At 40.5% G+C, this 25,024-nt stretch carries 18 protein-coding genes; 10 read left to right on the top strand and 8 right to left on the bottom strand.

What is annotated here, in order from left to right; translation table 11 throughout:
- Positions 1 to 4 precede the first annotated feature (4 nt).
- The 4 genes from BQ5338_RS12870 to BQ5338_RS17215 form a co-directional block, all read right to left on the bottom strand.
- Entirely contained in the window at positions 5 to 1,066 is a 1,062-nt protein-coding gene (locus BQ5338_RS12870) for a bifunctional 3-deoxy-7-phosphoheptulonate synthase/chorismate mutase type II (RefSeq protein ID WP_071147232.1), read from the bottom strand.
- A gap of 133 nt (positions 1,067 to 1,199) precedes the next feature.
- Positions 1,200 to 2,381 (bottom strand): pyridoxal phosphate-dependent aminotransferase, encoded by a 1,182-nt coding sequence (locus BQ5338_RS12865; protein WP_071147231.1) that lies wholly within the window; start codon positions 2,379 to 2,381, stop codon positions 1,200 to 1,202.
- On the bottom strand, positions 2,356 to 3,195 hold the full coding sequence (locus BQ5338_RS12860; protein WP_071147230.1) for a prephenate dehydratase: 840 nt from the start codon (positions 3,193 to 3,195) through the stop codon (positions 2,356 to 2,358). Before BQ5338_RS12860 ends, BQ5338_RS12865 begins: the two co-directional genes overlap by 26 nt.
- A gap of 493 nt (positions 3,196 to 3,688) precedes the next feature.
- Positions 3,689 to 3,868 (bottom strand): LytTR family transcriptional regulator DNA-binding domain-containing protein, encoded by a 180-nt coding sequence (locus tag BQ5338_RS17215; RefSeq protein ID WP_394331138.1) that lies wholly within the window; start codon positions 3,866 to 3,868, stop codon positions 3,689 to 3,691.
- Positions 3,869 to 4,307: 439 nt separating this feature from the next.
- Between BQ5338_RS17215 and BQ5338_RS12855 the strand changes: the two genes are divergently transcribed.
- Complete coding sequence (locus tag BQ5338_RS12855; RefSeq protein WP_071147229.1) at positions 4,308 to 5,009, top strand: hypothetical protein; 702 nt, start codon at positions 4,308 to 4,310, stop codon at positions 5,007 to 5,009.
- Positions 5,010 to 5,381: 372 nt separating this feature from the next.
- Here the strand turns inward: BQ5338_RS12855 and BQ5338_RS12850 are convergent, their stop codons facing one another.
- The 4 genes from BQ5338_RS12850 to BQ5338_RS12835 all read right to left on the bottom strand — a co-directional run bounded on the left by BQ5338_RS12850 (position 5,382) and on the right by BQ5338_RS12835 (position 10,842).
- Complete coding sequence (locus tag BQ5338_RS12850) at positions 5,382 to 6,347, bottom strand: tetratricopeptide repeat protein (protein WP_071147228.1); 966 nt, start codon at positions 6,345 to 6,347, stop codon at positions 5,382 to 5,384.
- Positions 6,348 to 6,422: 75 nt separating this feature from the next.
- A complete protein-coding gene (locus BQ5338_RS12845) occupies positions 6,423 to 8,339 on the bottom strand; it encodes a RecQ family ATP-dependent DNA helicase (protein ID WP_071147227.1) in 1,917 nt (638 codons plus the stop codon).
- Positions 8,336 to 10,054 (bottom strand): single-stranded-DNA-specific exonuclease RecJ, encoded by a 1,719-nt coding sequence (recJ, locus tag BQ5338_RS12840; protein ID WP_071147226.1) that lies wholly within the window; start codon positions 10,052 to 10,054, stop codon positions 8,336 to 8,338. The genes BQ5338_RS12845 and recJ overlap by 4 nt, the downstream gene beginning before the upstream one ends.
- A 344-nt stretch (positions 10,055 to 10,398) precedes the next feature.
- Positions 10,399 to 10,842, bottom strand: coding sequence for an acyl-CoA thioesterase (locus BQ5338_RS12835; RefSeq protein WP_071147225.1), 444 nt, complete (start codon positions 10,840 to 10,842; stop codon positions 10,399 to 10,401).
- Between the two features lie 78 nt (positions 10,843 to 10,920).
- Between BQ5338_RS12835 and BQ5338_RS12830 the strand changes: the two genes are divergently transcribed.
- From BQ5338_RS12830 to BQ5338_RS12790, 9 genes are all read left to right on the top strand, one after another.
- Complete coding sequence (locus BQ5338_RS12830; protein ID WP_071147224.1) at positions 10,921 to 11,484, top strand: L-threonylcarbamoyladenylate synthase; 564 nt, start codon at positions 10,921 to 10,923, stop codon at positions 11,482 to 11,484.
- Positions 11,485 to 11,529: 45 nt separating this feature from the next.
- Entirely contained in the window at positions 11,530 to 13,320 is a 1,791-nt protein-coding gene (locus BQ5338_RS12825; protein WP_071147223.1) for a chloride channel protein, read from the top strand.
- 18 nt (positions 13,321 to 13,338) lie between these two features.
- The gene (gene fmt / locus BQ5338_RS12820; protein WP_071147222.1) at positions 13,339 to 14,316 is read left to right on the top strand and encodes a methionyl-tRNA formyltransferase; all 978 of its coding nucleotides are present in this window, start codon (positions 13,339 to 13,341) and stop codon (positions 14,314 to 14,316) included.
- Between the two features lie 52 nt (positions 14,317 to 14,368).
- Complete coding sequence (gene rpe / locus BQ5338_RS12815; RefSeq protein ID WP_071147221.1) at positions 14,369 to 15,019, top strand: ribulose-phosphate 3-epimerase; 651 nt, start codon at positions 14,369 to 14,371, stop codon at positions 15,017 to 15,019.
- A 10-nt stretch (positions 15,020 to 15,029) separates the two neighbouring features.
- Entirely contained in the window at positions 15,030 to 17,135 is a 2,106-nt protein-coding gene (locus tag BQ5338_RS12810; RefSeq protein ID WP_071147220.1) for a ComEC/Rec2 family competence protein, read from the top strand.
- A 47-nt stretch (positions 17,136 to 17,182) separates the two neighbouring features.
- The gene (locus BQ5338_RS12805) at positions 17,183 to 18,214 is read left to right on the top strand and encodes a DHH family phosphoesterase (protein WP_071147219.1); all 1,032 of its coding nucleotides are present in this window, start codon (positions 17,183 to 17,185) and stop codon (positions 18,212 to 18,214) included.
- Positions 18,215 to 18,373: 159 nt separating this feature from the next.
- The gene (gene glmM, locus BQ5338_RS12800) at positions 18,374 to 19,762 is read left to right on the top strand and encodes a phosphoglucosamine mutase (protein WP_071147218.1); all 1,389 of its coding nucleotides are present in this window, start codon (positions 18,374 to 18,376) and stop codon (positions 19,760 to 19,762) included.
- A gap of 283 nt (positions 19,763 to 20,045) precedes the next feature.
- Positions 20,046 to 21,716, top strand: coding sequence for a DUF6377 domain-containing protein (locus BQ5338_RS12795; RefSeq protein WP_071147217.1), 1,671 nt, complete (start codon positions 20,046 to 20,048; stop codon positions 21,714 to 21,716).
- A gap of 289 nt (positions 21,717 to 22,005) precedes the next feature.
- A complete protein-coding gene (locus tag BQ5338_RS12790; protein WP_394331135.1) occupies positions 22,006 to 25,017 on the top strand; it encodes a SusC/RagA family TonB-linked outer membrane protein in 3,012 nt (1,003 codons plus the stop codon).
- Positions 25,018 to 25,024: the final 7 nt, after the last annotated feature.

The raw sequence follows: 25,024 nt of genomic DNA, 5'->3' as shown, positions 1-25,024 counted from the left end.
TGCTTTACTTGTTTATGATTTCCATCTGTTGGCGAACGCTCTCTTCGTGGATAGCCTCGAATACGGTTTTGATAAACTCTGCGTCCATGCCGCAAAGTGCACCTTGAGAACCTCTCTTTTCCAAGATCTCGGTGTAGCGATCCGTTTGCAAGATGGTCATGTTGTGTTCTTTCTTGTATGTACCGATCTCGCGAGCGATGCGCATGCGTTTTGATAACTCTTCAATCAGATTATTATCGCACTCGTCAATCTGCTTGCGTAGTTGGCTCAGGTTTTCCGTTGTCTGTGTTTCTGTACGGATCACCAATAGGTTGATAATGTAATCGAGTATGTCGGGAGTCACTTGCTGCGATGCATCACTCCATGCAGCATCAGGGTTGCAGTGACTTTCTACAATTAAACCGTCGAAGTTCAAATCCATGGCTTGCTGACAAAGCGGAGCAATCAGTTCGCGACGACCACCAATGTGACTCGGATCACAGAAGATTGGCAAGTTTGGTATTCTGCGACGAAGTTCAATAGGAATGTGCCATTGTGGTAAGTTACGGTAAATCTTCTTGTCGTAGCTGCTGAATCCTCGATGAATGACTCCCAAACGTTTTAGTCCCGAATTATGAATGCGCTCTAATGCGCCGATCCATAACTCCAGATCAGGGTTTACAGGATTCTTTATTAATACAGGAATATCTACACCTTTTAATGCATCAGCAATCTCTTGAACAGCAAATGGGTTAGCTGTAGTGCGGGCACCTACCCATAGAATATCAATATCAGCTTTTAATGCTTCTTCTACATGCTTAGCAGTGGCCACTTCAGTAGAAACATACATGCCCGTTTCTTTCTTTACTTCTTTCAGCCAAGCCAGACCTTCTACGCCTACACCTTCAAAGCCACCCGGTTTGGTACGCGGCTTCCAGATGCCTGCTCGGAATATCTTCATACCTCTATCGGCCAATTGCTTGGCAGTGGTCATCACTTGCTCTTCTGTCTCGGCGCTACACGGACCTGCTATAATAATAGGTCTTTTAGCTTCTACACCCGGTAGTAAAATTGATTCTAATTCCATGATTTCTTTGTTCTATATCTGCTTGGCACCTGACTATGTGTCCCGCCATCGGCAGCGTATTGTTTATATTCTTACTTAATTCTTTTATATACTCTATTCGTTAAAAGTTAGCCTTTCGAGGATCGGTTAACCTCTATTTCATCGCTTTAATTCTTTCCAAAGCTTCTGCTAGTTTATCTTCCTTGCAGCAAAGTGAGAGGCGAATAAATCGAGCACCGTTGCTGCCGAAGATGAATCCCGGAGTGATGAATACACGAGCCTGATGTAATACCTTCTCTGTTAGTTCCTCCACATCGGTGCAACTTTCAGGTATCTTTCCCCAAAGAAACATTCCTACCTGCTTCTCGTCGTATTTGCATCCGAGAACATTCATTATTTCTCCTGCAAGATGGCGACGATTGCGATAATTCTTATTATTTCCTTCGTACCAGTCGGCATCAGCTTCCAGAGCTTTAGCGGCTGCCAGTTGCATCGCACGAAACATTCCACTGTCTATGTTACTCTTTACCTTCAAAATCCATTGTACAAATTCAGCGTTCGAAGCCAGCATGCCAATACGCCACCCCGGCATATTATGGCTCTTGCTCATAGAGTTGAACTCAATGCAACATTCCTTTGCACCTGGCACTGATAGAATACTTAGTGGTTTATCATTCAAAATGAAACTATAGGGATTATCGTTCACGATAATAATCCCCTTGCTGCGAGCAAAGTTTACCAGCTTTTCGTATAGTTCAGGTGTCGCATTGGCACCGGTTGGCATACCTGGATAATTTGTCCACATCAGTTTCACACGACTCAAATCCATCTGTTCCAATTCCTCAAAGTCGGGCATCCATCCGTTTTCTTCTTTCAAATTATAGAAAACGACCTCTGCCCCCAGAATCTTGCTTAAAGAAGTATAAGTAGGATATCCGGGATTAGGCACCAGCACCTGCTCTCCGGGATTAACGAAAGCCAGCGTAACATGCAAAATACCCTCTTTGGAGCCGATGAGCGGTTGAATTTCAGTTTCCGGATTCAATTCCACCCCATACCATCGTTGATACCAGTTGGAAAATCCTTGTCTAAGCTCTGGAACCCCTACGTATGGCTGATAACCATGCCCGTTGGCATTCCATGCATTATCGCATAACGTTTTTATTGTCTCGTCCGAAGGCGGCATATCCGGGCTTCCTATTCCCAAGCTGATCACATTTTTGCCTTCAGCGTTCATCTGCGCTACTTCTTTCAGTTTCTTCGAGAAGTAGTATTCGCTTACCCCCGACAATCTGTCGGCCGGAGCAAATTTACATATTTGATTTTCCTTCTGCATATTCGCCTAATATTTTGAGTTCTTTGGTTAATGGAGTGATGGCCGCTATAGCCTGTTTGTATCTCAGATAATTGCTGAATGACACGTCGATGTAAAATTGATATTCCCACTCACGGCCGATGATAGGGAGCGATTGTATTTTAGTTAGATTGACGTTGTAGAAAGAGAGGATGGAAAGAACTTGTGAAAGACTGCCTTCAGTGTGAGGGAGGGTGAAAACGATGTTTGCTTTGTTGATGCTCTGCTGCTGAACTTCATCCGCATGCCATGGATCGGCTATTACCAGAAAGCGAGTGAAGTTGTGTTTGTTTGTTTCAATTCCCTCTTGAAGAACCTTCATCCCGTAGCGCTCGGCGGCAGCCCGTGAGCAGATAGCAGCATGGCCTCTAAGGTTTTGTTCTTTGATCACCTCTGCGCTCAGTGCAGTGTCTTCGGTTTCGACCACCTTTATTTGTGGGTGATGGTTTAGGAAGTCCCTGCATTGCATCAGTGCGATAGGGTGAGAATTGACTTCCGTTATGTCATCCCAATCCTCGTCCGGCAAACAGACAAAGCTGTGCGATATACGTAGCTTCTGTTCACCAATGATTCGTGCTCCACTCTGTCGAAGCAACTCATTGTTTTGAAGCAAACTTCCGGCAATGGTGTTTTCGATGGCCACCAAAGCGATCGTTTCGCTGTCTTTTTTCATTGAAGTAAAAACGTCCTCAAACGTTGCGCAACAAATTAGAGAGATTTCTTCCCCTTCGAAATACTTGTGAGCGGCTATGTCGTGATACGAGCCTAATGTTCCTTGAATTGCTACCTTCTTCATTTTATATAATGTCTGATACAAAAAAATCCCGCATCCAATATTGGAGCGGGACTTTTTAAGTTTTTATTTTCAGTATTTACTTTCGTTAGATACATACAAATTCCCGCTCTACCTTATGGCTAAAGTAAAAGTAAAAAAAGAAGGAAAATGTATAAGCAAACGAGTTCATATAATCTGTATTTGTTTCTATTACGTGGGCAAAAGTAATACATTTCTCTTAAATGCAAACAAAAAACTATATTTTTTTTGTTTTGATGTGCATTAAATATTACTTTCTCATTTCGAATGCTTCCTTACTGTATACTTGTTACATGAATATTGCATAAATAGGTGCTTCTATACTCGTTAGGAGTGAAGGGATTTTAATTATATCCATAACTGAACGTTTTATGCGGATATAATTATTATAGTTCAATAATGCAAAGATGATAAATGAATAATCGTCTTTTTTGTTTAGTGGTGGGGATCAGCTTGCTAATGCGTATGGTTGCTGCTAGATCATAAAGAAGCGATCTTGAACGGAGTTGAAATATTTTCGGGAAATAATCAATTCATCTACTTTATCGAAAGGAGCTTGCATGATGCATTTCTTCCCCTCTATCATACCTAGATATGCGATATTAATAATATATTGTTGACTAATCTGCGCAAATGATGACGCTAATTTTAATATGTCATCGGCAGAAGTATTCCGTTTTAGTTGAATGGAACTTTGATTTTATGTTGGATATTCGTATACTCATCTTAAAAGCTCTTATGATATAGAAAATTCGAAAACAACATATACGTATAAGAATGGTAAAGCTATTCCGAAAACAAAAAGCTATTCAGAATCGGATGATGTTAAACTTAATTATCATGCGTTGCGTATTGGCTTTTATTTTTAATTCAATATCACTGAAGGGCTATTTTTGTATGCAAGCTTTGTGTTTTTTATGTGCATAGGATGAGAGTCTTCTACATCTTTATTATCGGCGGTACATAGAGGCATTCTTTTTTTAGTTTACCTATAACAAAAAGATAGCAAGAAATCATGTACACATAGTATATGCCTATTTTAAGCGTAAAAATGATGTTTTATTTGATAGTATTAATCTTTTATTTTATTTATTATGAAGAATGTTTTTTCTTTGCTTGCGATAGTTACAATATGTTTCCTTACAATTTCATGTAGCAGAAATGATGATTCAGAGGGAGAAGGTGCCAATATTGAGGAAATTGTACCTCCTGCTATATTAGATGGGATGAAACCCTATATCACTATTTATTCGGGTACTACTCCTCCTGATATTGAAGGTACTTATCTCATAGAGCCAACGACTACCGTTTATTGCCAAGATTATAGTCAAGATGAAGGAAGTGGCGGCTACGAAAAAGGGACGGTTGTTGCTAATGTGTATATAAAGTTTGCGAATCAGAAGAATGATAACCATACAATTGAATACAGTGAAAAAAGTGCTGATGGAAATACTGTTGCAGCAGGGAAAGGAGCGTTTATTAGTGGAAGCGCTAATAATTTCACTGTTTATCTGGACACTGAAGGAGAAAGTCGCGGTATTTATACCAAAACGGCCCTCGTTATTTCAGGAAGAAAAACGAATACAGGTATTAAAGATCTGAGATACGCTTTTGTGATGGTTGAGAAGGGGAGTGATCCAAATGAAGAATTAATGGCTCAAGATGTTTATCGTATATTTGAAGATGGTAGTGGAGAAGCTGCTATTGCAAATTGGCCTATAGATACTAAAGCCATCTCTGGTTCGTTGCAAAATAGCTACAATGTGATGTCTTACAATGTAAAGAGGGATGAATAATGGCTTAAGCATTATTTGCGGCCAAATAACATAGATTCTCGTTCTATGACTTTTAATTGTTTCTGGAAATTATAACCATTCATTATCATTTAGACAAATAGTTATATTTCTTTACGTAAAATACAATCAAAATAGAACTAGTTAATTCAGCGTGGTTAAGTAGTTAGTTCACCACGCTGAATTAACTACTTAACCGCGGTTAACTAACTAGTTCAACAAACCCCTCTCACAAGGCCTGTGGAGGGGCGTGACTCGTTTTCTTAAATAGATACAAATGTCTCTAGTGAAAGATGTTTGTATGTGAATGAATTAGGCTTGCTTTTTATCGAATCTGTCTCTTTCTGTAAGGTAAGTATATAAATAAGAGGGCCCTTAATGCACAAACCCAAGAATATTATCGAACTTTTCACCTTGGTTCTCAAATTGTCCGTTCAAAGCTTCTGCTTCTTTAGGAGCTAATTCGAGTGCCTTTTTCATGTCCTCTACCGAACCTTCTTTGTCCCCGTTCAATAGTTTGGCACGGCCACGCTCATGGTAGGCTGATGCAAAGTTGGGATTTATCTCGATCGCTTCATCAAAAACTTCAATAGCAGCAGAAAGATTCTTCTGAGAGATGTATAATTTGCCTAGTGCTAAGTAGGCTTGCTCGTTAAATGGGTTTAGTATGGTTACCTTTCGGTAGGATTCCTCCGCTTCTGTTCCTTTCCCTGTAGCATCAAAGAGCTTTCCTTGCAGAACAAGTGCAGTTTCTTCGTCAGGAGATTGTTCCAATATCACCTCTAAGTCTTTTTGCGCTTCTTCATATTGGTTCATGTCCAGTAACACTTCGATACGCATCAATCTTGCTTCTGTATAATCTTCTTTTAATATAAGTGCTTTGGTAAGGTTCGCTATTGTGCTAATTTCATCATTCAAACCTCGTTCTGCTCTGGCTAGTTGAAAGAGTGGCATGGCTTTGTCCTTCTCTATGTCGATTGCTTTTAATGCAAATTCCTTCATGGCGGTATAGTCTTCTAACATATAACATACGTGGGTGAGTGTGAGGAAAGTACTACTGACTTCTGGCTCGATACCTGCCATCTCCTCTAATATTTCTCGTGCTTTATCCAGCTCTCCCGTCTGTATGTAAAGTTGGCTTAAATAGCCCATTGTTTCAAAATCTTTTTCGATAGCGAGTGCTTCAGTGAAACACTTCACAGCATAGTCGGCACGTCCTATGCGCTGAGCACGGAGTCCGTCATACTTTAATATATCAAAGTTCTTTTTGTCATTTTTTAGTTGTTCCTCTTCTGAGTTTTCTGTCTTTCCTGAGAAGAGTGATTTAAAGAAATTAGCCATGTTCTTTTATTTTTAGGTTCTTTGCAAAAATAATAAATAATGCTTGTTAGATGCTATGCTTGTGCCTGTTTTTTGTTATGAATGTGTCTTCAGTTGTAGCATGCCGTCTTTTATTTCAAGTTCTCCTTCATCTAGCAGATATTGAATTGCTGTGCTTAATTCCTCCTTTTCTGCTGTCTCTATGCTGCGGGCTATATCGGCCGGAGTAGAGGGCTGCAGATTGAGGACGTCGATAATCTGTTGCTTCAAAAGGTCGAATGTAAGGTTTGGAAGAGTGTCATTTATAACTCTTTTGCTGAGGCAGTTATCGCATTGGCCGCAGTTGTGCTTATTTCTTTCTCCAAAGTAATGAAGCAACATTCTGCTTCTACATGCCGTTTCAGAAGTAACATATTCTAGCATGGATTTGATGCGTGCCTCGTATCGTTCTTTTCGTTCTTCGTATACCGGGCGTGTGATTTGTAGATGGCGTAATTCCACGCGTTCACGTGTATATATTATATAAGGTGTCTTTTTGCGTGGGATGTAATCTAATATATGTCGCTTATCCAACATGGTTAATAGATCGTATACTTGTTGCCGGGTTAATCCGGAGCGTACGGCTAGCGACTCTTCGTGAATATAGGCATAGTCAGTGAATACGCCTGTGTATGACCGTAGTACGGTTTGTATCAAGGAATCGGCTTGAGCACCCATCTCTTGTAGCTTGTAGAGTTCATCCCGACGAATAGTGAAAAGCAGTCGTGAGGCATTGTCTTGCTCAGATGTATATTCAATGTATCCGGCTTGAGTCAGTATCTTTAGTGCACTGTCAGCGGGTACAGGGAAATGCTTAAATTTGCGACAAAACTCTTCCAGATTGAATTCGTACATGCAATTCACGCCGTCTCCCATAGCCATCTGGTAATAGTAATTCACGTGTTCGTACACTTGTTTGATGTATTCTTTCTCAGGGAATGTGTCCGCCACACGTTTCTTTAACGATGCTTTGTCTGAATTGGAGTACAAGATCACAGCATACGCTTTTTCACCGTCACGTCCGCCTCGACCTGCTTCTTGAAAGTAGGCTTCCGGTGAATCGGGCAGGTCAAGGTGTACCACAACTCGTACGTCGGGTTTATCAATTCCCATACCAAAAGCATTAGTGGCTACCATTACACGGCATTCTCCACTTTGCCAGTGTTTCTGCCTCAGATCTTTCACATCATTGTTTAGTCCGGCATGGTAAAAGTCGGCTGTAATGCCTTCGTGCTGTAAGAGTTCAGTTGTTTCCTTTGTCCTTTTCCGGTTGCGTACATAAACGATGGCACTTCCTGGTATTCGGTGAAGTATGTGCAATAATTCTCCGGCTTTATTGTCTGTTTTACGAACGATATAAGCAAGGTTCTTTCGTTCAAAACTCATCCGGAATACATTCTCTTGCTTGAAGTGAAGTCTTGACTGAATATCCTTTACCACAGCGGGCGTGGCAGTGGCTGTCAGCGCTAGTACGGGTATTCCCGGTATGAGATCTCTTATCTCGGCTATTTTTAGATAAGCCGGACGAAAGTCATATCCCCATTGAGAGATGCAATGGCTTTCGTCGACGGTTATCATGCTCACGTTCATGGAACGGAGTTTAACCCGAAAGATTTCTGTATCCAAACGTTCCGGTGAGATGTAGAGAAACTTGTAGTCACCGAAAATGCAATTTTCCAATGCTACGATGATCTCTTGTCTCGTCATTCCCGAATAAACGGCAAGGGCTTTAATACCACGATTTCTCAGATTCTGAACCTGATCCTTCATCAAAGCGATGAGGGGGGTCACTACGAGGCATATTCCCTCTTGCGCTAAAGCCGGAACTTGAAACGTGATAGACTTGCCACCGCCCGTAGGCATCAACCCTAACGTGTCTTTGCCTTGGCCGATGCTAGTGATAATGTCTTCCTGTAAGTCACGGAAGGCATCATAGCCCCAGTAACGTTTCAGTATTTCGTGATAAATGCTCACTCTGCTGGCTTGATATCTTCAATTTGTAATTGCACTTCTCCGTGTCTATGGGTATTCTCCTCTATTGTGTAGCAGATGTCAAACGAACGTTTTGTTTTGATATAGCGAACGTGCGAACTTTGTCCAAAAGCTATTCCATTCATTACATTGTTTGACTTGTTGTCCACCAATTCTAGTTTGATATGTTCTTGGTCACGACCTACCACTTTACTTGTACCATAGTCGTACACATGATGAGTGCAGAAGATAGGTTTGTTGTTTTCAGGGCCGAATGGGTTAAATTTTTTCAGGTCGCTACAGAACTTTGACGTTATATCTCTAAAGTCTATCTCCGCATGAATGTTGATCATTGCCGCGGTCTGTTCGGGCAAGATATGTTCTGACACAAATTCTTCGAAACGTTGTGTAAAGGCCTCAACTTTGTCTATCTTCATCGAAAGTCCCGCAGCATAGGTATGTCCGCCGAAGTTCTCGAGTAGGTCGCGACAATGTTCAACCGCTTTATATACATCGAATCCCAACACCGAACGTGCAGAGCCGGTGGCCATGTCGTCGGTACGGGTTAGCACTACTGCCGGACGGTAATAAACCTCAGTCAGTCGGGAAGCCACAATACCGATCACTCCTTTGTGCCAATTCTCGTTGTAAAGTACAATGGAACGTCGCTGGGCTAAACCGCTCAGATTAGAGACAATTTGGTTGGCCTCTTCCGTCATCGTTTTATCCAAGTCTTTACGAGTCTCGTTATACTGGTTAATCTCATTGCTCTTGTCCAGCGCTAATGAAAAATCTTTTTCAGTTAGGAGGTCAACAGCCTTTTTTCCATTCTGTATGCGCCCGGAAGCATTGATTCGCGGTCCGATTTTGAACACGATGTCGCTAACGGTAATTTCTTTATCAGACAATCCGCACACGTCTATGATAGCTTTTAATCCAACGCTAGGGTTACTGTTCAGCTGTTTTAGACCGTGATAAGTAAGAATACGGTTTTCGCCCATGATCGGTACTATGTCCGATGCTACGCTAACAGCTACCAAGTCGAGCAGAGGAACCAGATTGTGAAAATCAATGCCATTGTTGATGGCAAATGCCTGCATAAACTTAAAGCCTACTCCACATCCCGAGAGATGAGTATAAGGGTACGTATTGTCAAACCGTTTGGCATTTAATATCGCTACGGCCGGTGGCAATGCACCGTCTGGCACATGGTGGTCGCAAATGATAAAATCGATGCCTTTTTCTTTGGCATACGTAATTTCGTCAACAGCCTTAATGCCGCAGTCGAGCACAATGATCAATCCTACACCGGTTTCGGCGGCATAATCTATTCCCTGAGTAGAAACGCCGTAACCTTCATTGTAACGGTCGGGAATGTAGTAATCGATGTTCGAGTAAAACTGTTGGATGAATTTGTATACCAAAGCCACAGCCGTGGTTCCATCAACATCATAATCTCCATAAATAAGAATTCGTTCTTTCTTTCCCATTGCCTTGTTCAGGCGCTCCACTGCAATGTCCATATCCTCCATTAGAAATGGGTCATGCAAATCAAGTAATTGCGGGCGGAAAAACTTTTTCGCTTCTGTCGCATCTGTAATTCCCCGCTGTAGCAATAAACTTCCCAATATTGGGCTAATTCCCAGTTCCTGGGCCAGTTCTTGGCTTATCTGTTCTTGTTCGGATGTAATGGGTTGATAATTCCATTTGTAGTTCATTTTATATATTGTTTTTTCTTTCTTCTATCTCAAAGGTCAGCTAAAGACGTACTTTGCCAACGATTGGTAAAAGTACGAAAAAAAACGTTAGGGAAAGTGGGAGGAGGAATAAAATATTCAGTGTGAAAGCTTTCTATAGAGAAAAATTCTTCTCTATAAAAGACCTGTTTTACGATCAAATCTATCTCAAAAAAATGTTAGAATGACTTTCTGCTGCTTGTTTCAGTGCGTGATGATAATCAAGCATATCATCACGCATTGTTTGGGAGACTCATTCTGGTTGAACAGCGAAGTGAGTATGTCGGATAAAATTGTAGAAGGAGGCGCTTTGTTGTTTGTCTAAACTATTTGTTAGTGGATTTTTTTATTAGGTTTCGTCCTTCAAACTTGCAAATGGCTTCTTTCCACTCGTCTTCTAACTCTTTTGATTCGTTTTTTTTGAGATCGAAGGCCACCATAACGGATTTACAGATACATTTCACCTCGTTTGTTTCAGTTTCGATCACTTGCTGGATGAGGTGAAAACTTTTGTTTCCAATCTGGTAAACGGCCGTTTGTACGGCTACATGATCTGCGGGAAGAATTTGTGATAGAAAGGTTGCTTCAATGTTCACAACCACAATGGCATCCCTGTTCCAGTCAACATGTGGGCATACAGATGCAAAGTATTCTGTTTTTCCGAGATCGTAGAAGGTGAAGTAAACTGCATTGTTAACGTGGCCGAATTTATCTACATCGTTGAAGCGTAATTGAATGGGCAAGCTATGGTGAAACTCTATTTCTTCCATTTGTTTTCTCTTAAACTTTTTTATTGTCGGGCAAAAGTACTATTTTTGCGTGTTATTCAATCTACAATAACCAAAGAAATGATAGAAGATATAAAAAAAGCATGCCAAGTAATGAATGAAGGTGGGGTGATACTTTATCCTACTGATACTATATGGGGGCTTGGTTGTGATGCTACAAATCCTGAGGCAGTTCGCAAAGTATATGAGATCAAACAGCGCTCTGACAGCAAAGCGATGCTGGTGTTAGTTGATTCTCCAGTGAAAGTTGAGTTCTATGTAGATAATGTTCCTTCTATTGCTTGGGATTTAATCGAACTTGCCGATAAGCCGATGACTATCATTTATTCAAGTGCGCGAAACTTAGCTCCTAATCTCTTGGCTGAAGATGGGAGTGTGGGCATACGTGTTACTAACGAAGATTTTTCCCGCCAGCTTTGCCAACGCTTTCGCAAAGCTATTGTCTCTACATCGGCCAATGTCAGTGGACAGCTTTCTCCTGCTAACTTTAGCGAAGTTAGTGAAGAAATAAAGTCATTAGTTGACTATGTTGTCACCTTTCGCCAGAATGATATAAGTCACCCTAAGCCTTCCAGCATTATTAAGTTGGATAAAGGTGGTGTGCTTAAAATTATACGTCAATAGGAAACAAATAGCTTGATTCTGAGGAATAGGAGCTTTAAATAAATTATGAAGAAAGAAAATATCAGTTTAGTTCAACGACTACTTATTTGCCGCGAGAATAAAATTAAAGAGAAACATTTTATTCTGATGCTCAGTTTTATGGTTGGTATACTCACTGCCATTGCTGCTTTGTTACTTAAATACTTCATTCGTTTGATTCAGAATTTCTTAACGGATAACTTTGATACGACAAATGTCAATTACCTTTATTTGGTTTATCCTGTAGTGGGTATATTTCTTGCTGGATGGTTTGTGCGTAACATAGTTAAGGACGATATCAGTCATGGAGTAACAAAAATACTTTATTCCATTTCTCGTCGTCAGGGACGCATCAAGCGTCATAACATTTGGACTTCGACTATTGCCAGTGCGATAACTATCGGTTTTGGTGGCTCGGTAGGAGCAGAGGCTCCTGTTGTTCTAACAGGCTCGGCTATTGGATCTAATTTGGGTAGCTTTTTCAAAATGGAGCAACGTACATTGATGCTATTGGTGGGCTGTGGCGCTGCAGGTGCTGTTGCGGGAATCTTTAAGGCTCCGATAGCCGGATTGGTTTTTACGATTGAAGTCTTGATGATCGATTTGACCATGACTTCGCTCCTTCCATTATTGATCTCTTCTGTTACTGCAGCTACCGTTTCTTATATTGTGACTGGGCAAGAGGCGATGTTTAAGTTTCATCTTGATGAACTGTTTCAACTGGAGCGTATACCCTATGTCATTTTGCTCGGCATTTTTTGTGGTTTGATTTCTCTCTACTTTACTAGAGCTATGAATGCTTTGGAAGATCTATTTGGCCGATTTAAAGGCGGATATCAAAAACTGACCTTGGGAGGTATCATGCTAAGTGTACTAATTTTCCTTTTTCCGCCACTCTATGGTGAAGGATATGACACGATTGAATTATTGCTGAATGGAGTGAGCAACAGCCAATGGGATACAGTGATGAATAATTCTTTATTCTATGGCTATGGTAATTTATTACTGATATACCTCATTCTGATTATACTATTCAAAGTATTTGCTTCAAGCGCTACAAATGGTGGAGGTGGCTGCGGTGGAATTTTTGCTCCTTCTTTATTCTTAGGATGTATTGCGGGTTTCGTTTTTTCTCATTTCGGTAATCAACTGGGTTTTCTTCCTCAATTACCTGAAAAGAACTTCTCTTTGATGGGTATGGCAGGTGTGATGAGCGGTGTGATGCATGCTCCGCTTACCGGTGTCTTTCTTATAGCCGAGCTTACCGGAGGATATGACTTATTCCTACCACTTATGATTGTAGCGGTAAGTTCTTACCTAACGATTATAGTCTTTGAGCCTCATAGCATTTATTCCATGCGTTTGGCTAAGAAAGGCCAATTATTGACGCATCATAAAGATAAAGCAGTGCTGACACTGATGAAGATGGAGAACGTAGTGGAGAAAGACTTTGTAACGGTTTATCCGGAAATGGATTTAGGGCAGTTGGTGAAAGCTATTTCAGCTTCTCATCGTAATGTTTTTCCGGTTACAGATAATACCGGGCTATTATTGGGCGTTGTTCTTCTTGATGATATACGTAGCATCATGTTTCGCCAAGAGTTATATCACCGTTTTACGGTTGGTAAATTGATGACCGCTATTCCTGCCCGTCTGTCCGATACTGATAGCATGGAGCAGGTGATGCAGACTTTTGATGATACAAAAGCATGGAATCTCCCTGTGACAGACAGTGAAGGTAAATATTTGGGCTTTGTCTCAAAATCGAAGATATTCAATTCTTACCGTCAATTGTTAGTGCATTTCTCTGAAGATTAATTTTAATAAGTTATTGCTATGCCAGATAAGAAAGATTTGAAAATCGTATACATGGGTACTCCCGACTTTGCTGTTGAACCTCTTCGATGTTTAATAGATGGGGGGTACAATGTAGTAGGTGTTATAACTATGCCTGATAAACCTGCCGGGCGTGGACATAAACTTCAGTTATCTCCGGTCAAGCAATATGCACTCGATAATCATTTGCCATTGCTGCAACCGGAAAAACTGAAAGATGAAGATTTTGTGCAAGCTTTGCGCCAATGGCAAGCTGACTTGCAGGTGGTTGTTGCTTTCCGAATGTTACCCGAAATAGTGTGGAATATGCCTCGCTTGGGAACTTTTAATCTTCATGCCTCACTGCTTCCTCAATATCGCGGGGCGGCACCTATTAACTGGGCTGTGATAAACGGAGATACAGAAACGGGTATCACTACTTTTTTTCTTACGCATGAGATTGACACAGGAAAAGTGATTCAGCAGGTATCTATTCCCATTGCTGATACAGATAATGTGGAGATTGTACATGATAAGTTGATGTTGCTTGGAGGCAAGCTTGTGGTAGAAACAATTGACGCGATTCTTCACAGAACGGTGAAACCAATGCCCCAAGAAGAGATGGCTGTGATTGGCGAACTTCGTCCAGCACCTAAAATATTCAAAGATACGTGCCGAATAAACTGGGCACAACCAACCAAACGGGTCTACGACTTTATTCGTGGTTTATCCCCTTATCCTGCAGCGTGGGCAGCATTAAAATATCCTAATGGTGAGGAAGTTATCGTGAAGATATTTGAATCGGAGAAGATCGATAAGGCATGTGAAGTTGCACCCGGAACGATTCTCACTGATGATAAGAGCTATATAGAAGTAGCTACCTCAGATGGTTTCATCTCGGTGAAATCTTTGCAATTCCCGGGTAAGAAGCGCCTTCGTACAGAAGAGTTCTTAAGGGGCTTTAAACTGACGGAAGAATTTTGTATGAAAGTAGGATGATCTGATTGTTTTTGTCTACATTTGTACTACAAACTATATATCTATCGAGAAAATGAAACCTATTATAGCCCCCTCCATACTATCAGCTAATTTTGCCTATTTGGCTAGAGATATAGAAATGATCAACCAGAGTGAAGCCGATTGGTTGCATCTTGACGTGATGGATGGTGTTTTCGTTCCTAATATTTCCTTTGGCTTTCCGGTGTTGAAGTATGTTGCTGAGCTAACGAATAAACCGCTTGATGTACATCTAATGATAGTAAACCCCGAGAAGTTTATTCCCGAAGTAAAAGCTCTGGGCGCTAAAGTCATGAACGTTCATTTTGAAGCTTGTCCTCATTTACATCGTGTCATTCAGCAAATCCGTGAAGCGGGTATGCAACCAGCCGTAACAATTAATCCTGCCACTCCTGTTTCTTTCTTGAAAGATATTATCGACGACGTCTATATGGTGTTGGTCATGAGTGTGAATCCCGGTTTTGGTGGACAAAAATTCATAGAGCATTCTGTAGAGAAGGTAAAAGAATTGCGCGCTTTGATTGATCAGAGAGGCTCTAAAGCTCTGATTGAAGTGGATGGCGGTGTGAATAAAGAGACGGGAGCACGACTGATTGCTGCCGGTGCAGATGTGCTTGTGGCAGGGAATGCCATTTTTGCTGCTGAAAATCCAGTAGTGATGATTCAGGATTTAAAGAATATGTAGTTACTATTCTGTGTCTTCTATTAAATATCTACATCGATATCCTTTTTTGCGGCTGTTGGTTCCATTAATAGTGGGCATTATTAGCGGTGACGCTTTATCTTTTCAGGACAAGGCATTTGTGTGGAGGTTAGCTCTTGCTGCCTTCTTTATTTCTCTCTTGTTTGGTGGATTTTCATCTCTTTTTAGAAAGTATTCTTCTAGATGGCTGTTTGGTGCAGGCATTTATCTTCTATTCTTTTCAATTGGTGTTGGTGCCTCTGCTTGGAAATTGACACAAACAATTCACTCTTTTTCTGATGAAGAAACGGCTTATCGAGGTATCTTGACTGAGCATCCGGTAATAAAAGAACGGAGTGTTCTTTGCACTATTCATTTGTTGGATCAGGTTGATTCTTTATCAACCGAGCCATTGCATAAAGATGTTCTGATTTATTTTTCTAAAGATTCGGCAAGTAAACAGTTGACTCGAGGAGATGAAGTTCTGTTTTATACTCGCATATCTGCTCCCAGAAACAATGGCAATCCTGATGAGTTTGATTATGCCCGCTATCTTCTGCGCAAGGGAATAAGCGGAACTGGATTCACATTTATCCACAATTGGAAAATTGTGGGACATGACTCAGTTCGTTCGTTGAAACAAGTATCTGCTGACTATCGCGAACGGATATTAAACCTTTATCGGTCGTTGAAGTTCAGTAAAGATGAATTTGCCGTGCTTTCTGCACTGACGGTAGGCTACAAAGATGAATTGAGTGATGAAATTAAAGAAACCTTTTCTATTTCCGGGGCAAGCCATATATTGGCACTTTCAGGTCTCCATATTGGTTTTCTTTATGCGATATTACTTTTTTTATTGAATAGGATTCTCGGTCGATCGAAGATAATAAGCCTCCTTCGCATCCTGTTGATTATAGTTGCGCTTTGGCTATTTGCCTTTCTTGCAGGTCTGTCGCCTTCTGTAGTTCGTTCGGTTATAATGTTCTCCTTGTTTGCCTTGTCGGGTTTGGCTCTAGGAAAGACTTTTTCGCTCAATACTCTCGCTGCTGCGGGAGTATTGATGTTGCTTTATAATCCTTGCTGGTTATTCGATGTCGGTTTTCAACTCTCCTTTTGTGCAGTGGCATCCATCTTACTTTTTCATCCACTGGTTTATCGTAAAATCACATTAACCAATTGGCCTGCAAAGTATGTGTGGAGTCTGATTTCTGTGTCCATTGCTGCCCAGATAGGCACCGCACCATTGGTTTTGCTTTATTTTTCTCGTTATTCTACTTATTTCCTTTTGACCAATTTACTTGTTATTCCATTGGTTTCTATCCTTATGTATCTGGCTATTGTCATGCTTTTGTTTACCCCATTCCCTGTGATTCAGAGTTGGCTGAAAGAGGCTGTTCAGTTTAGTCTGCAATTACTCAACGGTTCTGTGCGTTGGGTAGAACAATTGCCCTTTTCCTCCATAGATCATATCTGGGTTTATCCATTAGAGGTTCTGGCTATTTATTTCTCTATACTGTTATTTACTCGCTATCTCTCTGCTCGAAGTGGGAGGAATATGCTCGCATTTCTAGTTTCTGTATTAACCATCTGCTCTTATCATGCCGCAATGCTCTATAAAGACCATCCTTATAATAGCTTAGTTTTCTATAATGTACGTAATTGTCCCGTAGCACATTGCATCACAGCGAGCGGACGCTCTTGGCTAGTGCATCCGGATGACAGTGCGGCGGATGATAAACGCCTTTATGCCGTTGCTTCAGCCTATTGGAGTCGCTTACATATCCTTTCACCTACTTCGGTGTTGAATACTAAAGCTAATCACACGATTGATTTTCGTAATAATATCCTTTCATTTGGAGGAAAGCGAGTCTGTTTTGTTAATGATGATCGCTGGTTAAATAAGGTGACCGCACACCCTTTTACTGTTGATTATCTCTATCTATGTAAGGGATATAGAGGGCGATTGAAATGGCTGGTTGGTCTATTCTCAGTACAAACGGTCGTATTGGATGCCTCTATTTCTGATTGGCACAAAAAAGAATTCTCGGAAGAGTGTAATCAGTTGGGCATTCATTTTATTTCTCTTGCCGACAAAGGTTCTGTCTGCTTTCTGCTCTGATAAACAAAGTATTTTGTATTTTTGTCGATTATATCAATAGAAAATATATGCTGACTAAGGTTATTGAACAAACTAAAATAGACCATTTTACTAAATGGATTGAACGAGCCGATAAAATTGTTATTGTCTCACATGTTTCTCCCGATGGAGACGCCATTGGTTCATCTCTGGGACTTTGGCACTTTCTTTATTCTCAAGATAAAGCAGTAAATGTGATTGTTCCTAATGCATTTCCTGATTTTCTGAAATGGATGCCGGGTAGTAAAGAAATTCTGTTATATGATCGTTATCGTGATTTTGCAAACAAATTAATTGCTGAGGCCGACGTTATCTGTTGCCTCGATTTTAACGGACTGAAGAGAATTGATGCTATGGCTGATGCTGTGGAAACTTCTTCTGCTCGTAAAATGATGCTTGATCACCATCCTTATCCAGACGAGTTTTGTGACATAACAATCTCTCATCCTGAAATATCTTCTACTTCAGAATTGGTCTTTCGTCTGATTTGCCGTATGGGTTATTTCAGTGATATATCCAAAGATGGAGCTGAGTGCATCTATACAGGTATGATGACGGATACAGGAGGGTTTACTTATAATTCTAATAGTCAAGAAATTTACTTTATTATAAGTGAATTGCTCTCTAAAGGAATTGACAAAGATGCTATTTATCGTAAGGTATTTAATACTTATTCAGAGAGTCGCCTGAGGTTGATGGGATATGTACTTTCTAAGATGAAAGTATATTCAACTTATAATTCTGCTTTGATATCACTGACTAAGGAAGAACAAGGTAATTTTGATTACATAAAAGGAGATAGTGAAGGATTTGTGAACATTCCCTTGTCTATCAAGAATGTCTGTTTTACTTGCTTTCTAAGAGAGGATACAGAGAAACCGATGATTAAGATTTCACTTCGTTCGGTAGGAAAGTTTCCTTGCAATAAATTTGCAGCAGAATTTTTCAATGGAGGGGGCCATTTGAATGCTTCAGGTGGAGAATATTTCGGCTCGATGGAAGAGGCAGTGAAGGTCTTTGAACAAGGGCTTGAAAAATATGAAATCTTATTAAAATTCTAGAAGACAAAGTTGGATATTATGCAGAAAGATGTGACTATCGTTTCTAACTTTCTAAAATTGGATATGCCACCGCTTCGCAGTATTTTTATCCTTACTTTTATGTTATAACAAAATTCCAGATTTATTAAATTGAACAATATATTTAATTTTTGGTAACCTATGACTCTAATAAAATCAATCTCAGGGATTCGCGGAACTATCGGCGGATCAACAGGTGAAGGATTAAATCCACTTGATATCGTAAAGTTCACTTCAGCTTATGCTACTTTAATTCGTAAAACATGCAAATCTACCAGCAATAAAATAGTCGTGGGACGCGATGCCCGCATCTCCGGCGAGATGGTGAAAAATGTTGTAGTAGGTACTCTTATGGGTATGGGTTGGGATGTTGTTGACATCGATTTAGCTTCTACACCAACTACTGAACTGGCTGTAACGATGGAAGGTGCTTGCGGAGGCCTCATCCTTACTGCCTCTCATAATCCAAAACAATGGAATGCATTAAAGTTGCTCAACGAACAGGGTGAGTTCCTGAATGCGGCTGAAGGTAATGAAGTGCTTCGTATTGCCGAAGCAGAAGAATTTGATTATGCCCAAGTGGATAGCCTTGGTTCTTATCGCAAAGACCTCACTTATAATAAAAAGCATATTGATAGCGTATTGGCATTGAAACTTGTTAATGTTGAGGCTATCAAGAAAGCAAACTTTAAGGTTGCTATTGACTGTGTGAACTCGGTTGGGGGTCTTATTCTTCCTGAGTTATTAGAACGTTTGGGCGTTAAGCACGTAGAAAAGCTTTATTGCGAACCTACTGGTCTTTTCTCTCATAACCCAGAACCACTTGAAAAGAATCTAGGTGACATTATGAATCTGATGAAGGGCGGTAAAGCCGATGTTGCTTTTGTTGTAGACCCCGATGTGGACCGTTTGGCTATGATTTGCGAAGATGGTGCTATGTATGGCGAAGAGTATACATTGGTAACTGTTGCCGATTATGTATTGAAGCATACTCCGGGTAATACAGTTTCTAATCTTAGTTCAACCCGTGCTTTGCGAGATGTTACGCACAAATATGGCATGGAGTATAATGCTTCAGCTGTAGGAGAGGTTAATGTTGTAACTAAGATGAAAGCGACCAATGCTGTTATAGGTGGTGAAGGCAATGGCGGAGTTATTTACCCGGAAAGTCACTACGGACGTGATGCTCTGGTGGGTATTGCTCTTTTTCTTAGCCATTTGGCTCATGAAGGAAAGAAAGTAAGCGAGCTTCGTGCTTCTTATCCTCTTTATTTCATTGCTAAAAACCGTGTAGATCTCACTCCCGAAATAGATGTAGATGCTATTCTTGCTAAGGTGAAAGAAATCTATAAGGACGAGGAAATCAATGATATCGATGGTGTTAAGATTGATTTTGCAGATAAATGGGTTCATTTGCGCAAGAGCAATACGGAAGCGATTATTCGTGTATATAGCGAAGCTGCTACCATGGAAGCTGCAGAAGAGATCGGACAAAAGATCATGGACGTAGTCAATGATTTAGCAAAGTAAATCTGAATATAACATACATATAGCTTGATTTTGAGGCGGAGTTTACTCCGCTTTTTTTATTGTGCAATGGAAAGGCTTTGATTTTAACTTTAGATTCTTTAATCTCTGTAGACATAGATAGAAATGATGGATGCAGTGCTTGGATTGAATTGACACTGTGCGTAGATTTAAGTGCTCTTCTTTTTATGAAAGTATTAATTTGTTTGCTACTATCAATGGGTTCTTTGTGGTGAATCTAAATGTTTTTTTATCTTTGTTCTTGTTAAATCAAGACCTTTAATAGATGAAAAAGACAGTACTCCTTTTCTTTGTTATTTTCTATTTCCTTCCCTTACACTGCGAAAGCAAAAATGACTCTATCCTGAAGGTTTTAGATAAGACAATACGTGAGCGCTCCATTTATACAGAACGCAAAGAAACCCGTATTCAGAACTATAAAGAACTTTGTAAGAGTTTATCCGATAAAGAACAGGTTTACAGTGTTCTTGGGAGGCTTTTTGACGAATACCGTTACTTTAATACGGATTCGGCTTTTCATTATGCTACTCTGAAGCTCGAATTGGCAGAGAATCTTCATAACTGGGAACATATTTTTGATGCGAGGATGAATATTGCTGATATTATGAGTCTCACAGGCATGTACAAGGAAGCGCTGGATATGATGGCATCTGTCCATTCCAAGCAACTACCCGAATATTTGCGCCCTTATTATTATCATTTATACCGAACTATGTATGGCTTGATGGCCGACTATGCTATTCGTGAAAAGGAAAAGATCCAATATGACAAGATAGTAGATACCTACAGAGATTCTTTATTAATCATTAAGCCAAAAGGAACCATTGAGCATACGCTTATCGATGTAGAAAAACTGCTTGCCGGGAAGAGATATGATGAAGCCCTATCTATTCTTAATGAGGCAAAAGGTAAAATAGCTCCGTCAGATCATAATCTGGCTTTTCTCTCTTTTTCTCTGGCTCAGGTTTATAAAGGCAAAGGCGATAAAGAGAAAATGATGTGGAATCTGGCCGTTTCTTCCATCTCCGATTTGCAATCGGCTGTGAAGGAGTATGTCTCTCTGCGCGAACTGGCTTATGCTCTCTATGAATCAGGCGATATTGACAGGGCATACACCTATTTGAAGTGCTCTATGGAAGATGCTCGTAGCTGTAATGCTCGTCAGCGTACTATCGAAATAGGAGCGATATTCCCTATTATAGATAAGGCATATACTCAGAAAAACGAAAAGCAAAAACACGAAATTGTACTGGGGCTATTGGGCATCAGTGTCCTGTCTGTTATTTTGCTTATAACCATCTTCTTCTTGTACAAACAAATGAGGAAAGTGGCTGTTGCCCGTCGTCATGTAGGCGAAGTAAATATTGAACTAAGCAAACTAAATAAGGAATTGAAGGATGTAAACAATAGGTTGCGAGATTCTAATAATCAGCTGAAGGAGACGAACCTTACTCTTTCGGAAACAAACTTTATCAAGGAGGAATACATTGGCAGATACATGGATCAATGCTCCACTTATCTTGAAAAGATGGATGCTTATCGTCGTTCGCTTGGTAAAATAGCCTCTGCAGGAAAGGTGGACGAACTATATAAGAGCATTAAATCGACTCAGGTCATTGAGAATGAACTAAAAGAGTTCTACCTCAATTTTGATGATACTTTTCTGCGTTTATTCCCTAATTTTGTGACGGACTTTAATCGTTTGTTGCTAGAGAGCGAACGTATTTATCCCAAAGCGAATGAACAACTGAATACCGAACTGCGTATCTATGCCCTGATACGTTTGGGCATTACGGATAGTGTGAAGATTGCGCAATTCCTTCGTTACTCTGTAACAACCATCTATAATTACCGAACCAAGGTTCGTAATAAAGCTGCCGGCGAACGTGATGAATTTGAAGACAAAGTAATGCAGATAGGGCGGCTGACCGAATAGATTGTATTACCCTCTTCTAGTCAGACTCAGGGAAGTCTCAACTCTATAAAGTTGAGGCTTCTTTGGTTTAAACTGCCTTATAATGAATTAGAACTACTACTTATTTCTAATTTTTATTTTCTCTTATCTTCTTGATTAATAGATGTTTATCCACTTATTGTTTGTTCAATTCACTACCTTTTTACTATCTATAAGTAAAGCGTTGACTTACATCTGTAAATTTGCATAATCGATGTTCTCAGATGTAAATGATGTGAGAAACAATAAAAAATAACTTAACTTTAAATTGATGTACATGAAAAAGAGTTTTAGGCTGAAAAGTTTTGAGCATCGCTATCTATTAGTCTTAATAGGGCTGTTCATATCTCTTGGTGCATTCGCACAGCAAATTACAGTAAAAGGGCTTGTAAAAGATGCCGCAGGTGAACCGATTATTGGTGCCAGTGTGATGCAAACAAAATCTACAAATGGTACAATCACAAGTCTGAATGGAGATTTTACTCTTATTGTTCCGGCAAACGTAACAATTACGATTTCTTTTATTGGCTATTCTACGCAGACGATTTCAGTTGATGGAAGAAAATCAATGGTAGTTGTGTTAAAAGAAGACACAAAAGTATTGGATGAAGTGGTAGTGGTGGGTTATGGTACCATGAAGAAGAGCGACCTCACAGGGGCTGTCTCTTCTGTAGGCCAGAAGGACTTGAAAGATACACCGGTTGCCAACCTTGGGCAAGCTATTCAGGGTAAGATTTCGGGCGTGCAGATTATTGATGCCGGCAAACCGGGTGATAATGTTACCATCAAAATTCGTGGGTTAGGTACTATTAAGAATAGTGACCCGCTGGTGGTGATTGATGGTATTCCTACAGATTTGGGACTTACTTCTCTAAACATGGCAGATATTGAACGTCTGGATGTATTGAAGGATGCATCTGCTACCGCTATTTATGGTTCACGCGGCGCCAACGGTGTGGTGATGATTACCAGTAAACGTGGTCAGGAAGGTGCAGCTAGGGTTTCTGTTACGGCCAACTGGGCTGTGCAAAACGCAACAAGTGTACCGAACATGCTAAATGCATCTCAATATGCCGCATTGAGCAACGAGATGCTGACAAATGGCGGACGTAATACAAATCCTGATTGGGCAGATCCTACCACATTGGGTGCAGGCACAGACTGGCTTGATGAATTGCTTCATGCAGGTGTGATGCAAAACTATTCGGTAAGTTATTCAGGTGGCTCCGATAAGGCTCACTATTATGTATCCGGTGGTTTCCTTAATCAATCGGGTACGGTAAGAAGCGTAAATTACCGCCGGTTTAACTTTCAGGCAAACAGTGATGCGCAAGTAAAGAAATGGTTGAAATTCAGTACCAATCTGGCTTTTAGTACAGACGTGAAAGAGGCCGGAACCTATAACATTGGAGATGCAATGAAAGCTCTGCCTACGCAAACTTTAAAAAATGAAGATGGAACATGGAGCGGACCGGTGGGTAGCTCAGAATGGTTCGGTGGCATCCGTAATCCGATAGGCACAACTTACCTGATGGATAATGAAACAAAAGGGTATAATCTTTTAGCTAATATTACAGGCGAACTCTCCTTTACCAAATGGTTGAAGCTGAAGAGTACTTTTGGCTACGATGCCAAATTCTGGTTCGAGGACAACTTTACACCGGCTTATAATTGGGAACCGTCTCCGATAGAAAAATCATCTCGCTATAAGAAAGATAACAAAGCTTTCACCTACTTGTGGGATAATTATTTTGTCTTTGACCACACTTTTGCTGAGAAACATCACTTGGAGTTAATGGCGGGTTCTTCTGCACAATGGAATGAAACGGATTATTTGAATGCTCAGGTGAATGATTTCATGTTTGAGAATGTAAAGGAGATGAGTAATGGTGAGGAAATGTTTTCTATTGGAGGCAGTTCCAGTGAATGGTCATTACTCTCATTCATGGGGCGTCTGAACTATTCGTATAATAACCGTTATCTGCTTACTGCTACTATTCGTCGTGATGGCTCTTCACGCTTCGGTAAAAATAACCGTTGGGGTACTTTTCCCTCTGTATCTGCCGCATGGCGCATGTCCGAAGAAGAGTGGTTCCCTAAAGATAAATTCTTTCTTAATGATCTGAAAGTTCGTGCGGGTTATGGCGTTACCGGTAATCAAGAGATTGGTAACTATGGTTATGTAGCTACTTACAATACTGGTGTGTATCCTTTTGGCACCAGCAGTACAGATGCCACTGCACTGGTTTCCACTACCCTTTCTAATCCTAACATTCATTGGGAAGAGGTGGCACAAGCCAATATAGGAGTAGACCTCGCTCTATTCAATTCACGCGTTAATCTCTCATTGGATGCATATGTGAAGAATACATCGGATATGTTGGTGAAAGCATCTATTCCTATCACTTCCGGTTATGAAGATACTACAACGACCTATACCAACGCCGGTAAGGTGCGTAACAAAGGAGTTGAGGCATCACTAAGAACGTTGAATTTGCAAGGCCCGTTGTCTTGGGAAACGATAATCACGGCTACTCACAATAAGAACGAAATTCGTGATTTGAATAGCGAAACGCCAATGTACATTAATCCGTATAACAATTCGTACCTCACTATGCTGAAGGCTGGTTATCCTATTAATGTTTTCTATGGTTATGTAACCGATGGCATCTTTCAGAATGCCGATGAAGTGGCTAAACATTCTACTCAGGCAGGTGCTGCAGCCGGTGATATTCGTTTCAAAGACTTGAATAATAATGGTGTAATTAATGGTGATGACCGTACGGTGATTGGTAATCCGAATCCGAACTGGTTTTTCTCAATGAATAACAGACTCACTTATAAAGGATTTGAACTCTCTGTCTTTTTGCAGGGTGTATCAGGCAATGATATCTACAACGTGAATAACATTGATAACGAGGGTATGGGATCTGCTTATAATCAAACTACGGCTACGTTGAATCGCTGGACGGGCGAGGGAACAAGTAACTCTATGCCACGTGCCGTATGGGGCGATCCAAATCAAAACTGTCGTGTATCTAACCGCTTTGTTGAAGATGGCTCTTATCTGAGAATTAAGAACATAACGCTTGGTTATACATTGCCTAAACAATGGTTGCAGAAAATTCAACTGGACAATGCCCGCGTTTATTTCTCTTGTGAGAATGTTGCTACAATTACCGGCTATTCGGGATTTGATCCGGAAGTGAATGTGGATGGTATTGACAGCAATCGTTACCCTATATCACGTACTTATAGCGTAGGAGTGAACTTTAATTTTTAATAAGAAG

Origin of the sequence: Bacteroides ihuae, assembly GCF_900104585.1 — a bacterium.
GTDB classification, from domain to species: Bacteria; Bacteroidota; Bacteroidia; order Bacteroidales; family Bacteroidaceae; genus Bacteroides; species Bacteroides ihuae.
The sequence above is the reverse complement of the archived record's forward strand: the minus strand, read 5'-3'. Positions and strand labels throughout refer to the sequence as shown.

Bases quoted from the DNA above. Each gene is read 5' to 3' on its own strand.
- BQ5338_RS12870 (WP_071147232.1), bottom strand. From the start codon at position 1,066: ATGGAATTAGAATCAATTTTACTACCGGGTGTAGAAGCTAAAAGACCT.
- BQ5338_RS12865 (WP_071147231.1), bottom strand. From the start codon at position 2,381: ATGCAGAAGGAAAATCAAATATGTAAATTTGCTCCGGCCGACAGATTG.
- BQ5338_RS12860 (WP_071147230.1), bottom strand. From the start codon at position 3,195: ATGAAGAAGGTAGCAATTCAAGGAACATTAGGCTCGTATCACGACATA.
- BQ5338_RS12855 (WP_071147229.1), top strand. From the start codon at position 4,308: ATGAAGAATGTTTTTTCTTTGCTTGCGATAGTTACAATATGTTTCCTT.
- BQ5338_RS12850 (WP_071147228.1), bottom strand. From the start codon at position 6,347: ATGGCTAATTTCTTTAAATCACTCTTCTCAGGAAAGACAGAAAACTCA.
- recJ (WP_071147226.1), bottom strand. From the start codon at position 10,054: ATGAACTACAAATGGAATTATCAACCCATTACATCCGAACAAGAACAG.
- BQ5338_RS12835 (WP_071147225.1), bottom strand. From the start codon at position 10,842: ATGGAAGAAATAGAGTTTCACCATAGCTTGCCCATTCAATTACGCTTC.
- BQ5338_RS12830 (WP_071147224.1), top strand. From the start codon at position 10,921: ATGATAGAAGATATAAAAAAAGCATGCCAAGTAATGAATGAAGGTGGG.
- BQ5338_RS12825 (WP_071147223.1), top strand. From the start codon at position 11,530: ATGAAGAAAGAAAATATCAGTTTAGTTCAACGACTACTTATTTGCCGC.
- fmt (WP_071147222.1), top strand. From the start codon at position 13,339: ATGCCAGATAAGAAAGATTTGAAAATCGTATACATGGGTACTCCCGAC.
- rpe (WP_071147221.1), top strand. From the start codon at position 14,369: ATGAAACCTATTATAGCCCCCTCCATACTATCAGCTAATTTTGCCTAT.
- BQ5338_RS12805 (WP_071147219.1), top strand. From the start codon at position 17,183: ATGCTGACTAAGGTTATTGAACAAACTAAAATAGACCATTTTACTAAA.
- glmM (WP_071147218.1), top strand. From the start codon at position 18,374: ATGACTCTAATAAAATCAATCTCAGGGATTCGCGGAACTATCGGCGGA.
- BQ5338_RS12795 (WP_071147217.1), top strand. From the start codon at position 20,046: ATGAAAAAGACAGTACTCCTTTTCTTTGTTATTTTCTATTTCCTTCCC.
- BQ5338_RS12790 (WP_394331135.1), top strand. From the start codon at position 22,006: ATGTACATGAAAAAGAGTTTTAGGCTGAAAAGTTTTGAGCATCGCTAT.